Annotated in this window: 12 protein-coding genes; all 12 read left to right on the top strand. The window is 72.4% G+C overall.

Features of this window, described 5'->3' with window-relative positions; all coding sequences use genetic code 11:
• Positions 1–1,098, top strand: a complete 1,098-nt coding sequence (gene thrC, locus AB0O19_RS12660) for a threonine synthase (protein WP_063347816.1) — start codon at positions 1–3, stop codon at positions 1,096–1,098.
• Positions 1,099–1,459: 361 nt separating this feature from the next.
• On the top strand, positions 1,460–2,398 hold the full coding sequence (gene thrB, locus AB0O19_RS12655) for a homoserine kinase (protein WP_363619305.1): 939 nt from the start codon (positions 1,460–1,462) through the stop codon (positions 2,396–2,398).
• A gap of 596 nt (positions 2,399–2,994) precedes the next feature.
• The gene (gene rho, locus AB0O19_RS12650; protein WP_363581978.1) at positions 2,995–5,112 is read left to right on the top strand and encodes a transcription termination factor Rho; all 2,118 of its coding nucleotides are present in this window, start codon (positions 2,995–2,997) and stop codon (positions 5,110–5,112) included.
• A 138-nt stretch (positions 5,113–5,250) separates the two neighbouring features.
• On the top strand, positions 5,251–6,351 hold the full coding sequence (locus AB0O19_RS12645; RefSeq protein ID WP_363619304.1) for an LCP family protein: 1,101 nt from the start codon (positions 5,251–5,253) through the stop codon (positions 6,349–6,351).
• Positions 6,352–6,489: 138 nt separating this feature from the next.
• Positions 6,490–6,711 (top strand): 50S ribosomal protein L31, encoded by a 222-nt coding sequence (gene rpmE / locus AB0O19_RS12640; protein WP_030057539.1) that lies wholly within the window; start codon positions 6,490–6,492, stop codon positions 6,709–6,711.
• Between the two features lie 156 nt (positions 6,712–6,867).
• Positions 6,868–7,944, top strand: a complete 1,077-nt coding sequence (gene prfA, locus AB0O19_RS12635; protein ID WP_363581982.1) for a peptide chain release factor 1 — start codon at positions 6,868–6,870, stop codon at positions 7,942–7,944.
• Between the two features lie 62 nt (positions 7,945–8,006).
• Positions 8,007–8,873 carry a peptide chain release factor N(5)-glutamine methyltransferase gene (gene prmC, locus AB0O19_RS12630; protein ID WP_063347810.1) on the top strand — a complete coding sequence of 289 codons (867 nt, stop codon included), beginning with the start codon at positions 8,007–8,009 and terminating at the stop codon, positions 8,871–8,873.
• Positions 8,874–9,093: 220 nt separating this feature from the next.
• A complete protein-coding gene (locus AB0O19_RS12625; RefSeq protein ID WP_063347809.1) occupies positions 9,094–9,741 on the top strand; it encodes an L-threonylcarbamoyladenylate synthase in 648 nt (215 codons plus the stop codon).
• Positions 9,742–9,773: 32 nt separating this feature from the next.
• On the top strand, positions 9,774–10,415 hold the full coding sequence (locus AB0O19_RS12620) for a protein-tyrosine-phosphatase (RefSeq protein ID WP_363372045.1): 642 nt from the start codon (positions 9,774–9,776) through the stop codon (positions 10,413–10,415).
• Positions 10,416–10,596: 181 nt separating this feature from the next.
• A complete protein-coding gene (locus AB0O19_RS12615) occupies positions 10,597–11,877 on the top strand; it encodes a serine hydroxymethyltransferase (RefSeq protein ID WP_363619303.1) in 1,281 nt (426 codons plus the stop codon).
• Between the two features lie 175 nt (positions 11,878–12,052).
• Positions 12,053–13,330, top strand: coding sequence for an MraY family glycosyltransferase (locus AB0O19_RS12610; protein ID WP_363581986.1), 1,278 nt, complete (start codon positions 12,053–12,055; stop codon positions 13,328–13,330).
• A 301-nt stretch (positions 13,331–13,631) separates the two neighbouring features.
• The gene (locus tag AB0O19_RS12605; RefSeq protein WP_363581988.1) at positions 13,632–14,075 is read left to right on the top strand and encodes a hypothetical protein; all 444 of its coding nucleotides are present in this window, start codon (positions 13,632–13,634) and stop codon (positions 14,073–14,075) included.
• The last annotated feature ends 72 nt before the right edge of the window (positions 14,076–14,147 follow it).

Raw genomic sequence — 14,147 nt, 5'->3', positions numbered from 1 at the left:
ATGAACGCCGTTGCCGAGAACGTCGTCCGAGGCGCGCACACCCACCAGTGGCGCGGCCTGATCGAGGAGTACCGGGACCGCCTGCCGGTCACCGCGGCCACCCCGGTGGTCACCCTGCTGGAGGGCGGCACGCCGCTGGTCCCCGCCCAGGTGCTGTCCGAGCGCACCGGCTGCGAGGTCTACCTCAAGGTCGAGGGCGCCAACCCGACCGGCTCCTTCAAGGACCGCGGGATGACGATGGCCATCTCCAAGGCCAAGGAGGAGGGGGCGCAGGCCGTCATCTGCGCCTCCACCGGCAACACCTCGGCCTCCGCCGCCGCGTACGCGGTGCGGGCCGGGATGGTCTGCGCGGTGCTCGTCCCGCAGGGCAAGATCGCCCTCGGCAAGATGGGCCAGGCGCTGGTGCACGGCGCCAAGATCCTCCAGGTGGACGGGAACTTCGACGACTGCCTCACCCTCGCGCGTGAACTGTCCGAGAAGTACCCGGTGGCGCTGGTCAACTCGGTGAACCCGGTGCGGATCGAGGGCCAGAAGACCGCGGCCTTCGAGATCGTCGACATGCTCGGCGACGCCCCGGACATCCACGTCCTGCCGGTCGGCAACGCGGGCAACATCACCGCGTACTGGAAGGGCTACCGCGAGTACTCCGCCGACGGCCTGGCCACGCGCACCCCGCGGATGTGGGGATTCCAGGCCTCCGGCTCGGCCCCGATCGTGGACGGCGCGCCGGTGCTCAAGCCGCAGACCATCGCCACCGCGATCCGGATCGGCAACCCGGCCTCCTGGGACTTCGCGCTCGCCGCGCGGGACGAGTCGGGCGGCCTCATCGACAAGGTGACGGACCGTCAGATCCTTTCCGCCTACCGGCTGTTGGCCGCGCAGGAGGGCGTCTTCGTGGAGCCCGCCTCGGCCGCCTCGGTGGCCGGCCTGCTGGCCAAGGCGGAGGCCGGCCTGGTCGACCCGGGCCAGCGCATCGTCTGCACCGTGACCGGCAACGGCCTCAAGGACCCGGACTGGGCGGTGGCCGGCGCGCCGCAGCCGCAGATCGTCCCGATCGACCCGGAGGCGGCGGCGCAGCGCCTGGGCCTGCTCGACTGACCTGCCGTCGGGCCCCGCGGGCGCCCGACGCCTCGACGGGCCGACCCTTTCGGGGGTCGGCCCGTCGATGTTCTCCGGTGACACTTTTGTGTCAATTACGCCGCGCATTCCGATCCGATTCCGGTACGCATTCCGGCCAGAAGCGGCAACACACCAGATCGGAGGACCACGGGGTGTACCACTGGGGAACCTCTCTTCGATACTCTGGGTTCGGCCGTGTGGCACATGCCCCGGGTCCGGCCTTCTCCAGGCCGCGCCAACGACCGTGACCGCCCGCCCCGCCGGGGCCTGTGGTCCATTCCCCGCCTTCGCACCGACGACGCGATCCGCGCCGCCCGATTTCCCCAGGAGAGTCCACCGCATGGCCGGTCCCGCGTTCCGTGCCGCCGCCGTCCGGGTCCGGGTTCCCGCGACCAGTGCCAACCTCGGCCCGGGCTTCGACGCCTTCGGCCTCGCGCTGGGCCTGTACGACGACGTGGTCGTCCGGGTCGCCGACTCCGGGCTCTCCATCGACATCGCCGGCGAGGGCGCCGACACGCTGCCCCGCGACGAGCGCCACCTGCTGGTCCGCTCGATGCGCGCCGCCTTCGACCGCCTCGGCGGCCAGCCGCGCGGCCTCGAAGTGGTCTGTGCCAACCGGATACCGCACGGCCGCGGCCTCGGCTCCTCCTCGGCCGCGATCTGCGCCGGCATCGTGGCCGCCCGAGCGGTCACCATCGGCGGCCCGTCCGCGCTGGACGACGACGCGCTGCTGGCCCTCGCCTCCGAGCTGGAGGGCCACCCCGACAACGTCGCGGCCTGCCTGCGCGGCAACTTCACCATCGCCTGGACGGACGAGGAGTCGGCCAAGGCGGTCAGCCTGGAGCCCTCCGACCGGGTCGTCCCGGTGGTGTTCGTCCCCGCTGACGAGGTGCTCACCGAGACCGCCCGCGGCCTGCTGCCGAAGACCGTCCCGCTGACCGACGCCGCCGTCAACGCCGGCCGCGCCGCGCTGCTGGTCGAGGCGCTGACCAGGCGGCCCGAGCTGCTGCTCGCCGCCACCGAGGACCGCCTGCACCAGGACTACCGCTCCTCCGCCATGCCCGACAGCGCCGCCCTGGTGGGCGCGCTGCGCGCGGAGGGCGTCCCCGCGGTGATCTCCGGGGCCGGCCCGACCGTCCTCGCGCTCACCGACGAGGCGGGCGCCGACAAGGTGCTCTCCTTCGCCGGGCACCACGGCCACGGCGGCGACCCGGCGTTCGCCGCGCACCGCCTGGAGCTCGACCGGATCGGGGCCACCGTGCTCCCGCTGGACGGCTGAACGGCCCGTCCGGGCTGCTCGTCCGGCCCGGCCCGGCCACCTGAGAGCCGGGCCGTCCGGACACGATTGGCAAGCGCAAGGCTGGGGAATGTCTGAGGGGGTCGGTAGTGTTAACCTCATTGCTGCACCAGGTGCCCTCCGGGGCTCGGTGCGCCGCGTCCCGATCCCAGCACTCCACTGCCGTGGAGTCGCGGCGATGCACGGGGCGACGATTCTCCGGGAGCCCACCGCAGCGCGTACGCAGCCTGCCTGCGCGACACGCGGCCGCATCCCGAAGCCGTGACGGCACCTGACTCCCACCCGCGGCCTCCCACCTTGAGGCCAGGACGGGCGGAGCGCGGTCCACCGTCACGCGACGGGGGCCCGGGATTCGCAGGCAAGCGTGGGGGTACGCCCGGTCGGCACACGACCGACCGGCCCGCCGCGCCACTCAGCACCACCGTGCTTCACGCACCGCACCTCGCAGCTCTCCCTCGACCGGCTTCCGCCTTTCGGGGGATCACCGCCTCGGACCGACGCAGTCGAGCGTTGGTCAGGACAGCACAACCGGTCGCCGAGCCAGACAGGCCGACGTCCGCTCCAGGGAAGGACCCTTAGTGAGCGACTCCACCGATCTGATGGGCGCGCGCCCGGACGCCGAGGCGTCGGACGCAGCCGCCGCCCCCGCGGCCCCGGCGCGGCGCCGCCGTACCGCCGCCGCCGGCCTGGACGGCATGGTCCTGGCCGAGCTGCAGAAGCTCGCCGGGGACCTGGGCATCACCGGTACCGGACGCATGCGCAAGAGCCAGCTGATCGAGACCATCAAGGAGAAGAGCGGCGGAGACCCGCTGCTCGCCGCCGGTGGTGCTCCGGCCGCCGCCAAGCGCACCGCCGCCAAGGCGGACGCCGCCGAGGCGCCGGCCGAGAAGCCGGCCCGCCGCACCAAGGCCGCCGCCGCTGCCGCTACCGCCGCCGCGGCCCCGGCCGCCGCCGAGTCGCAGGCCCAGATCGAGATCCCGGTCCAGGCCGCCGCCGAGACCGCCGCGCCCGCCCGTGCCGAGCGCACCCGCCGCCGCGCCACCTCGGCCGCCGGTGCCCCGACCGCCGACGCCACGGCCGACGCCGCCGTTGCGGTGGCCGAGCCCAAGCAGGCCGAGACCCGCCAGGCCGAGACCCGCGCCTTCGAGGGCCGCGAGGAGGGCCGCACCGAGACCCGTCGCGACCGCCGGGACCGCCGGGACCGCGGCGACCGCCCGGAGCGGGCCGACCGCCCCGAGCGCGCCGAGCGCCAGGACGGCGGCGAGGCCCAGGACGGCGACTCCCGCGAGTCGCGCCGCGACCGCCGCAACCGCCGCGAGCGCACCGACCGCCAGCCCCAGCAGGGCGGCGGCCAGCAGCAGGCCGGTCAGGGCGACGGCCAGCAGGCCCGCCAGGGCGGCCAGCAGACCCAGCAGCCGCAGGTTCAGCAGGGCGGCTACGACGACGACGAGTTCGGTGACGGCCGCCGTGGCCGCCGTGGCCGCTACCGCGACCGCCGGGGCCGTGGCGCCCGCCGCGAGGGCTTCGAGGCCGGCCCCGCCGAGCCGCAGGTCGGCGAGGACGACGTCCTGATCCCGGTCGCGGGCATCCTCGACATCCTCGACAACTACGCGTTCGTGCGCACCTCCGGCTACCTGCCGGGCCAGAACGACGTCTACGTCTCGCTCGCCCAGGTTCGCAAGAACGGCCTGCGCAAGGGCGACGCCATCACCGGCGCGGTGCGCCAGCCCAAGGACGGCGAGCGCCGCGAGAAGTTCAACGCCATGGTGCGGCTGGACTCCGTCAACGGCATGGACCCGGAGAGCGGCCGCGGCCGCCCCGAGTTCAACAAGCTCACCCCGCTCTACCCGCAGGACCGGCTGCGTCTGGAGACCGACGCGGGCATCCTGACCACCCGGATCATCGACCTGGTGTCGCCGATCGGCAAGGGCCAGCGCGGTCTGATCGTCGCGCCGCCGAAGACCGGCAAGACGATGGTGCTGCAGGCGGTCGCCAACGCGATCACCCACAACAACCCCGAGTGCCACCTGATGGTCGTCCTGGTCGACGAGCGTCCGGAAGAGGTCACCGACATGCAGCGGTCGGTGAAGGGCGAGGTCATCTCCTCGACCTTCGACCGTCCGGCCGAGGACCACACCACCGTCGCCGAGCTGGCCATCGAGCGCGCCAAGCGCCTGGTGGAGCTGGGCCACGACGTGGTCATCCTGCTGGACTCGATCACCCGTCTCGGCCGCGCCTACAACCTGGCGGCGCCGGCCTCCGGCCGCATCCTGTCCGGTGGTGTCGACTCGACCGCGCTGTACCCGCCGAAGAAGTTCTTCGGCGCCGCGCGCAACATCGAGAACGGCGGCTCGCTGACCATCCTGGCCACCGCGCTGGTCGAGACCGGCTCGCGCATGGACGAGGTGATCTTCGAGGAGTTCAAGGGCACCGGCAACATGGAGCTCAAGCTCGACCGGAAGCTCTCGGACAAGCGCATCTTCCCGGCCGTTGACGTGGACGCCTCCAGCACCCGCAAGGAGGAGATCCTGCTCGGCAGCGAGGAGTTGGCCATCGTCTGGAAGCTGCGCCGGGTGCTGCACGCGCTCGACTCGCAGCAGGCGATCGAGCTGCTCCTGGACAAGATGAAGCAGACCAAGAGCAACGCCGAGTTCCTGATGCAGATCGCCAAGACCACCCCCGGCTCCAACGACTGACCGTAGCCGGACGGTTGTCGCCCACCGAACCCCGGACCGCGCGAGCGGTCCGGGGTTCGGTGCGTCCGCTCGGCTTTGTTCCAGAGTTGGGACATCATGAGGCTTTTTGATCATCTTGTCCGTTTTACTCTGGACCGTATGGCCGAGCACAAGAGGGTCCTGACCCGCCGCCGCAAGATCCTGCGGGCGGCCGCCTGCGCGTTCGCCGCGCTCGTCGTCCTCGGCGCCGGAGCGGCCGGGTACGCGTACGTCGAACTCAACGGCAACATCAAGAGCGTCGACATCAACGCCCGCCTCGGCGACGCCCGCCCGCCGGCCGCCACCGACGGCTCGTTCAACGTCCTGGTGCTGGGCTCCGACTCGCGCAACGGCGAGAACGGCGACCTGGCCGGCGGCGACACCGGCGACACCGCCCGCTCGGACACCGCGATGGTGCTGCACGTCAACCAGGACCACTCGCACGCCGAGGTCGTCTCGATCCCGCGCGACACCCTGGTCACCCGGCCCGACTGCACCGACGCCGCGGGCAAGGCGGTGGCCGGCGCCAAGCGCGCGATGTACAACAGCGCCTTCGAGGCCGGCGGCGCGGCCTGCGCGGTCAAGACCACCGAGCAGCTCACCGGGCTGCGGATGGACCACTACGTGCAGATCGATTTCGCCGGCTTCGCCCGCGTCGTGGACGCGATAGGCGGGGCCACCGTGAGCACCGCGGTGGCCATCCACGACAAGGACAGCGGGCTCGACCTGCCACCGGGCGAGCACCACCTCGACGGGCAGCAGTCGCTGGCCTTCGTCCGCACCCGGCACGGCGTCGGCGACGGCAGTGACCTCGGCCGGATCGAACTCCAGAAGCAGATGGTGAAGTCGCTGCTCCAGCAGGCCGGCGGGATCGGGCTGTTCTCCAACCCGGTCAAGCTCTGGTCGATCGGCGACACCATGACCCGCAGCATCACCACCGACTCCGCGCTGGGTTCGGTGAACGCCCTGGTGGGGCTCGTCCAGGAGCTCAAGGGGATCGGGCCGGACCAGCTCGGCATGGTGACCCTGCCGGTGATGACCGCCCCCGGCGACCCCAACCGGGTGGTCGAGCAGCAGCCGCAGGCGGACCAGCTCTGGGCGGCCCTCAAGGCCGACCAGCCGGTCCCGCAGGCGATCGTCTCGGCGCAGCCCGAGAACCCCGCCCAGGCCGCCCCCACGGCCGCCCCCACGGCCCCGGCGAAGGCTCCCGCCAGGCGCTGAGCAGCGCCCGGAATATCCCGGAACACGACCCGGTTTGGGAAGATGCGGCCGGTCCTGGCAGACTGGTCCGTCGGTCCCGGTTCACGTGCGGCGCTCCAGCCGCCGACCCGGTGCCCTCCCGAAACCTAGGAGAACCCCTTGAAGCCCAACGTTCACCCCGAGTACGTGGTCACCCGTGTGACCTGCACCTGCGGCGCCGAGTTCACGACCCGCTCGACCGAGACCAGTGGCGAGATCCGCGCCGAGGTCTGCTCGCAGTGCCACCCGTTCTACACCGGCAAGCAGAAGATCCTCGACACCGGTGGCCGCGTGGCCCGCTTCGAGGCCCGCTTCGGCAAGCAGCACAGCGCGAAGGCCTAGCGCTCCCACGGCGCCGGTTCCCGGTGCCCCCGTACTCGTTCCGGGGGCGCTGGGGGCCGGCGCCGTTCGCATCCCCCAGCACCCCCTCCAGCGGTTCGCACGACCGGCCGGTCCTCACCGGCTTCCAACGGTTCTCACGGGAAGAAGGCCCACGCCATGTTCGAGGCAGTCGAAGAGCTCCTCGTCGAGCACGCCGACCTCGAGAAGAGGCTGGCCGACCCGTCCGTCCACGCCGACCAGGCCAACGCTCGCAAGCTGGCCAAGCGGTACGCCGAGCTGACCCCGATCACCCGGGTCTACCGGCAGTGGCGACAGGCCGGCGAGGACATCGAGGCCGCGCGCGAACTCGCCGCCGAGGAGCCGGAGTTCCTCGCCGAGGTGAAGGAGGGCGAGCAGCGCCGCGAGGGGCTGACCGAGGAGCTGCGGCTGCTGCTCGTGCCGCGCGACCCGAGCGACGACAAGGACGTCATCCTGGAGATCAAGGCGGGTGAGGGCGGCGAGGAGTCCGCGCTGTTCGCCGGCGACCTGCTCCGGATGTACCTGCGCTTCGCCGAGCGGATCGGCTGGAAGACCGAGATCATCGACGCCAACGAGTCCGACCTCGGCGGCTACAAGGACGTCTCGGTGGCCGTGAAGACCAAGGGCAACGCCGAGCCCGGGCAGGGCGTCTGGGCCCGGCTGAAGTACGAGGGCGGCGTGCACCGCGTGCAGCGCGTCCCCGCCACCGAGTCCCAGGGCCGCATCCACACCTCCGCGGCGGGCGTGCTGGTCACCCCCGAGGCGGAGGAGGTCGAGGTCGAGATCGTCGCCAACGACCTGCGGATCGACGTCTACCGCTCGTCCGGCCCCGGCGGCCAGTCGGTCAACACCACCGACTCCGCGGTCCGGATCACCCACCTGCCGACCGGTATCGTGGCGTCCTGCCAGAACGAGAAGAGCCAGCTGCAGAACAAGGAGCAGGCGATGCGCATCCTGCGGTCGCGCCTGTTGGCCGCCGCGCAGGAGGAGGCCGAGCGCGAGGCCTCGGACGCGCGTCGCAGCCAGGTCCGTACGGTGGACCGCTCCGAGCGGATCCGGACCTACAACTACCCGGAGAACCGCATCTCGGACCACCGCACGGGGTTCAAGTCGTACAACCTGGACCAGGTCCTGGACGGCGAACTGAACGCGGTGATCCAGTCCTGCGTCGACGCGGACGCGGCGGCCAAGCTCGCCTCGGCCCAACAGAACTGAGACCGGCGCGCCCAGCCCGAGCGACGGCGCGAGCCGGAGCGCAGAAACAAGAGGTCGTACGGATGAACCTGCTGCTCGCCGAGGTGGCCCAGGCCACCCAGCGGTTGGCCGCGGCCGGCGTGCCGTCGCCGCGCTTCGACGCGGAGGAACTCGCCGCCTACGTCCACAACGTCAAGCGCAGCCAGCTGCACTCGGTGAAGGACGCCGACTTCGACGCCCGCTACTGGGAGGCCGTCTCCCGCCGCGAGGCGCGCGAACCGCTCCAGCACATCACCGGGCGGGCGTTCTTCCGCTACCTCGAACTGGAGGTCGGCCCCGGGGTGTTCGTGCCCCGGCCGGAGACCGAGACGGTCGTCGAGTGGGCCATAGACGCCGTCCGCGACATGGACGTGGCCGAGCCGCTGGTCGTCGACCTGTGCTCCGGCTCCGGCGCCATCGCGCTCGCTCTGGCCCAGGAGCTGCCGCGCTCGACCGTGCACGCCTTCGAACTCGACGAGGGCGCGCTGCAGTACACCCGGCGCAACATCGAGGCCAGCCCCGACCGCGCCCGGGTCACCCTGCACGCCGGTGACGCCACCCGGGCCTTCGCCGACGACCGTTCCTGGGACGGCCGCTTCGACCTGGTGATCTCCAACCCGCCGTACATCCCGCTCACCGAGTGGGAGTACGTCGCCCCGGAGGCCCGCGACCACGACCCGCAGATGTCGCTGTTCTCCGGCGAGGACGGCCTGGACACCATCCGCGGCATCGAGCGGGTGGCCGCCCGGCTGCTGCGCCCCGGCGGCGCGGTGGTGATCGAGCACGCCGACCAGCAGGGCGGGCAGGTCCCGTGGATCTTCAACGAGGAACGCGGCTGGACGGACACCGCCGACCACCGCGACCTGAACAACCGACCGCGCTTCACGACAGCCCGCAGGGCGTCGTTGTGAAGGGTCGAGCACAGTACGACAGCCCGCAGGGCGTCGTTGTGAACGATCGAGCACAGTACGACAGCCCGCAGGGCGTCGTTGTGAGCGGTCGAGTGCCGTACGCCCACCCGAGGGGCGTCGTCGTGACCGGCCGGGCCGCGGTACCGCCGCTCGCCCGGCCGCGCCGTGAAGACCGTGCTGTGAACGCTGTGATGAGCCATTCCGGAAGGGGACCGCACCGATGAGCCGCCGTTACGACTGTGCCGACGCCGGGGACCGCGCCACCGGCCTGCGCGAGGCCGCCTCGGCCATTCGCCGGGGCGAACTCGTCGTGCTGCCCACCGACACCCTGTACGGGGTCGGTGCGGACGCCTTCTCGCCGGAGGCCGTCGGCGACCTGCTGGCCGCCAAGGGCCGCGGCCGCAACATGCCCTCGCCCGTGCTGGTCGGCTCGCCGACCACCCTGCACGGCCTGGTCACCGACTTCTCCGAGCAGGCCTGGGAGCTGGTCGACGCGTTCTGGCCGGGCGGGCTCACCCTGGTCGCCAAGCACCAGCCCTCGCTGCGCTGGGACCTCGGCGAGACCCGCGGCACCGTCGCCGTCCGGATGCCGCTGCACCCGGTCGCCATCGAGCTGCTGAACGCCACCGGCCCGCTCGCCGTCTCCAGCGCCAACAAGACCGGCGGCCCGTCCCCGGCCACCTGCGACGAGGCGCAGGCGCAGCTCGGCGACGCCATCTCGGTCTACCTGGACGGCGGACAGGCGGACCACGCGACCGCCTCGTCCATCGTCGACGTCACGGGCAAGGTCCCGGTCCTGCTGCGGGCGGGCGCGATCAGCGTCGAGCAGCTGAGGGAGGTCGTCCCCGACCTGGAGGCCGGCAGTTGACGCCCATCGCCTCGCTCCATGCCGGGCCCGGCATAGCGCCGTACCTGAGCGTGGGTCCCAGGCCGCTGGACCACTTCCGGATCCTGTTCGTCTGCACCGGCAACATCTGCCGCTCGCCGATCGCCGAGCGGCTCACCCGGCGTGAGCTGGACACCCGGCTCAGCCCCCGGGTGGCCGGCCGGATCCTGGTGGAGAGCGCCGGCACCTGGGGCCACGTGGGCGCGCCGATGGAGGACCACGCCGCGACCGTCCTGGACGAGTACGGCGCCGACAGCGGCGGCTTCACCGGCCGCGAGCTGCTGGACGAGCACGTGGTCGAGGCCGACCTGGTGCTCACCGCGACCCTGGACCACCGCGCCCAGGTCATCTCGATGGGCCACGAGGCGGGACTGCGCACCTTCACCCTGAAGGAGTTCACCCGCCTGGTGCGGACGATAGACCCGGGCACCCTGCCCGACCCGCGCCGCGGCGCCGACGTCACCGAGCGCGCCCGCGCCCTGGTCCGGGCGGCCGCCGCGCTGCGCGGCTGGCTGCTCGCCGCCACCCCGGAGTCCGACGAACTGGACGACCCGTACGGGGCCCCGATCGGCATGTTCCGCAACTGCGGCGAGGAGATATTCCACGCGGTCGACCCGGTGGTCACCGCGCTCACCGGCGTGCCCGCGCTGCGCTGACCGCCCGCGCCGCGAGCGGCCCGGAGGCCCCCCGGCGGCCCGGGGACGGCCCGCGGCGGCCGAGCGCCGAATGGCCCCGCGCCGACGAGCCGCCCGGCCCGGCCGGTCCTACGCTGGAGGAACCCACCCTTCCCGGCCCCCATGCCGGGAGGCGCCCCCCACGCCGCCCCGGAGCCCCGCCATGACCGTCACCGACGCCCCGACCGGCCCGACCGCGACCAGAGGGCGCCCGTGGGCCTCCGAGGCACTGCACCGGGCCGATCCGCAGGTGGCCGACCTGCTGGCGGCCGAGGCCGAGCGGCGGGCCGAGACGGTCCAGCTGCTGGCGGGGGAGAACCTGACCTCCCCGGCCGTCCTGGCGGCGCTGACCGGGCCGCTGATCGACAAGTACGCCGAGGGCTACCCGGGCCGCCGGCACCACACCGGCTGCGCCCTCGCGGACGCCGCCGAGCTGCTGGCGATCGACCGGGCCCGTGAGCTGTTCGCCGCCCCGCACGCCAACGTCCAGCCCCGGTCGGCGACTTCGGCGATGCTGGCGGCGTACGCGGCGCTGCTGCGGCCCGGCGACGGGGTGCTGGCGATGTCGCTGGAGCACGGCGGCCACCTCAGCTGCGGCTCGCGGGCGAACTTCTCCGGCCGCTGGTTCGCCTTCACCGGGTACGGGGTGCGCGAGGCCGACGGCCTGATCGACCTCGACCAGGTGCGCGACCTGGCCCGCGAGCACCGCCCGAAGGCGATCGTGGCGGGCTCGATCTCGCACCCCCGGCACCCGGACTGGGCCGCCTTCCGGGAGATCGCCGACGAGGTGGACGCCTACCTGATCGCCTCGGTCGCCCAGACCGCCGGCCTGGTCGCCGCCGGGGTGGCGCCCTCCCCGGTGCCGTACGCGGACGTCACCGTGGCGGCCACCCACAAGCTGCTGCGCGGCCCGCGCGGGGGCCTGCTGCTGTCCACCGCGGAGCTGGCCGAGCGGATCGACCGGGCGGTGTTCCCGTTCAGCCAGGGCGGGGCGGCGATGAACGAGGTGGCCGGCAAGGCGGTGGCGCTGGCCGAGGCGGCGACGCCCGGCTACCGGGCGTACGCGCAGCGGACGGTGGACGGGGCGCGGGTGCTGGCGGCAGGGCTCGCGGCGGCCGGGATGCGCCCGCTGACCGGCGGCACCGACACCCACCTGGTGACGGCGGACGTGAGCCCGCTGGGCGTCACCGGCGCGGAGGCCGAGCGGCGCTGCGCCGTGGCCGGACTGCTGCTCGGCAAGTGCGCGCTGCCCTACGACCCGGCGCCGGCGGCCGAGGCCTCCGGGATCAGGCTGGGCACCGGCACGGTGACCAGCCAGGGGATGGGCGAGGCGGAACTCGCCGAGCTCGCCGGGCTGATCGCCCAGGTGCTCGCCGGGGGCACGGGCGCGCGGGTGGCGAACCGGGTCCGGGAGCTGGCCCTGTCCTTCGCCGACCGGCGGTGAACAAGAGCGTCGTCGACGGATATTCGGATCTCCTACCCGGGAGAGCGAACCGCGATGCGTGCCTTGAGCGTCCGACTCAATAAGGTGTGGGGCGTGGCGACGCACCTCGAACCCCGGGAACGCAGGGGAGTACCTTCGGTACCTCCCCGTTGGACAGTGACGCAGGAGGCCGGTGGTGCGTGAGTATCTGCTGGTGCTGTTCTGCACCGCCGCCGTCACCTACCTGTTGACCGGCCCGGTCCGGAAGTTCGCCATCGCGGCGGGCGCCATGCCGCCGGTCCGCGCCCGGGACGTGCACCGCGAGCCGACACCGCGGCTCGGCGGGATCGCCATGTTCGGCGGGCTGTGCGCGGGCATCCTGGTCGCCTCCCAGCTGGACAACCTGAGCAAGGTGTTCTCCCAGGGCACCGACATCCGCGCGCTGCTGTCCGGCGCCGGGATCATGTGGCTGCTCGGGGTGCTCGACGACAAGTGGGGCGTGGACGCGCTGGTGAAGCTCGGCGGCCAGATGATCGCCGCCGGTGTGATGGTCTGGCAGGGCGTCACGGTGATCACCCTCCCGGTGCCCGGTGTCGGCGCGGTCGCGGTGAGCCCCACCCAGGGCATGGTCATCTCGGTCACCCTGGTCGTCGTCATGGTCAACGCGGTGAACTTCATCGACGGCCTGGACGGCCTGGCGGGCGGCATGGTCTGCATCGCCGCGATGGCGTTCTTCCTGTACAGCTACCGGCTCTGGTACGGCTACACGATCACCGACGCGGCGCCCGCGGTGCTGTTCAGCGTGCTGCTGATCGGCATGTGCCTGGGCTTCCTGGCGCACAACATGCACCCCGCGCGGATCTTCATGGGCGACTCCGGTTCGATGATGCTGGGCCTGATGCTGGCCGTGGCCGCGATCTCCATCACCGGCCGCGTCGACCCGGACCTGATCAGCAGCGAGACCGGTTCGCAGACCGCGACCGTGCACGCCCTGGTGCCGATCTACATCCCGCTGCTGTTGCCGCTGACGGTCATCGCGCTGCCGCTGGCGGACCTGCTGCTCGCGGTGGTGCGCCGCACCTGGGCCGGCCAGTCGCCGTTCGCCGCGGACAAGCGCCACCTGCACCACCGGCTGCTCCAGGTCGGGCACTCGCACAGCCGCGCGGTGCTGATCATGTACTTCTGGGCCGCGCTGATCGCCTTCGGCACGGTGGCCTTCTCGGTCACCAACACCGGCCGCACGGTGGTGCTGACGCTCGCCGGGCTCTGCCTGGTCGGCCTGGTGGTGCTGCTGACGCCGCAGTTCCGGCCGCGCGCGCCGAAGGCGGTGCAGGCCTTCGTGCCGCCGCGCTACCGGCGCCGTCCGTCCGCCCCCATGGCTGAACTGTCGGCAAAGGACAAGCAACTTCTTGGTGAAGCCGACCGGGGAGCCTCCGCGCTCGACGACCACGGCCGGGCCACCGGCCGTCGCTAGCAAGGCAGTTGATGTTCCGTCAAATGGCCTCACCCGTTCGGCCGCACCGTTGCGCCGTCGGTGTGACAGGTGCCACACATTCATGGTAAAGCTCTCATCAAATAGTTTGTGATACCGTTCACGAGTACCGAGAACACGCCGAAAGACCTGACAGGTGGAGGACTTCCGTCCCTGGTCGGTCTCCCTCGACGGGCCCGCCGCTCCAGCGGGCGGCCCGGGCGGCGGCCTCTCGGTCCGGTGTCACCCACCACCTTCTGTGCCCCGTCCCCCGTCACATCGACATGCCGCCGGAGCTGCCGACATGCCGTCCACCGACGCCCGGATCCTCCGAGGCGCCGCGATTCCCACTGCGGCCGCCGGGATCATCGCCATGGCGATCTCGTTCGCCGTCGCCGGTGGGAAGGGGCTGCTCGGCGCCCTCTTCGGCGCACTCCTGGTGATGGCCTTCTTCAGCTTCGGCCAGGTCGCGCTCGACCGGCTGACCAGGTCGAACCCGCACATCATGATGGCCGCGGCGCTGCTCGTGTACACCACGCAGATCCTGCTGGTCGGCATCGTGCTGGCGGTCTTCAAGAACACCGGGCTCTTCAACCGGCAGGCCTTCGCCTTCACCCTGCTCGGCTGCGCGCTGATCTGGACGGGGTTCCAGGTGCGCGGTGCGCTGAAGGCCAAGACCTTCTACGTCGACCCCGACGCCTCCGAAAACAAGGGCGACAAGCCCTCCGACTCGGGGCGTCAACAGTGACGAGCCCTGGCTGTCCCCCCAACGAGGGGGGCGGTGTTTATGTCGCACTGACGGACTGCTATCGTCCGTCGC

The organism is Kitasatospora sp. NPDC091276 (assembly GCF_040684355.1).
Taxonomy (GTDB): Bacteria; Actinomycetota; Actinomycetes; order Streptomycetales; family Streptomycetaceae; genus Kitasatospora.
This window is presented reverse-complemented; position numbering and strand designations above follow the sequence as displayed.

What these genes read in the sequence shown, in the direction of transcription:
- thrC (WP_063347816.1), top strand. Translation starts at nt 1, where the DNA reads ATGAACGCCGTTGCCGAGAACGTCGTCCGAGGCGCGCACACCCACCAG.
- thrB (WP_363619305.1), top strand. Translation starts at nt 1,460, where the DNA reads ATGGCCGGTCCCGCGTTCCGTGCCGCCGCCGTCCGGGTCCGGGTTCCC.
- AB0O19_RS12645 (WP_363619304.1), top strand. Translation starts at nt 5,251, where the DNA reads ATGGCCGAGCACAAGAGGGTCCTGACCCGCCGCCGCAAGATCCTGCGG.
- prfA (WP_363581982.1), top strand. Translation starts at nt 6,868, where the DNA reads ATGTTCGAGGCAGTCGAAGAGCTCCTCGTCGAGCACGCCGACCTCGAG.
- prmC (WP_063347810.1), top strand. Translation starts at nt 8,007, where the DNA reads ATGAACCTGCTGCTCGCCGAGGTGGCCCAGGCCACCCAGCGGTTGGCC.
- AB0O19_RS12625 (WP_063347809.1), top strand. Translation starts at nt 9,094, where the DNA reads ATGAGCCGCCGTTACGACTGTGCCGACGCCGGGGACCGCGCCACCGGC.
- AB0O19_RS12615 (WP_363619303.1), top strand. Translation starts at nt 10,597, where the DNA reads ATGACCGTCACCGACGCCCCGACCGGCCCGACCGCGACCAGAGGGCGC.
- AB0O19_RS12605 (WP_363581988.1), top strand. Translation starts at nt 13,632, where the DNA reads ATGCCGTCCACCGACGCCCGGATCCTCCGAGGCGCCGCGATTCCCACT.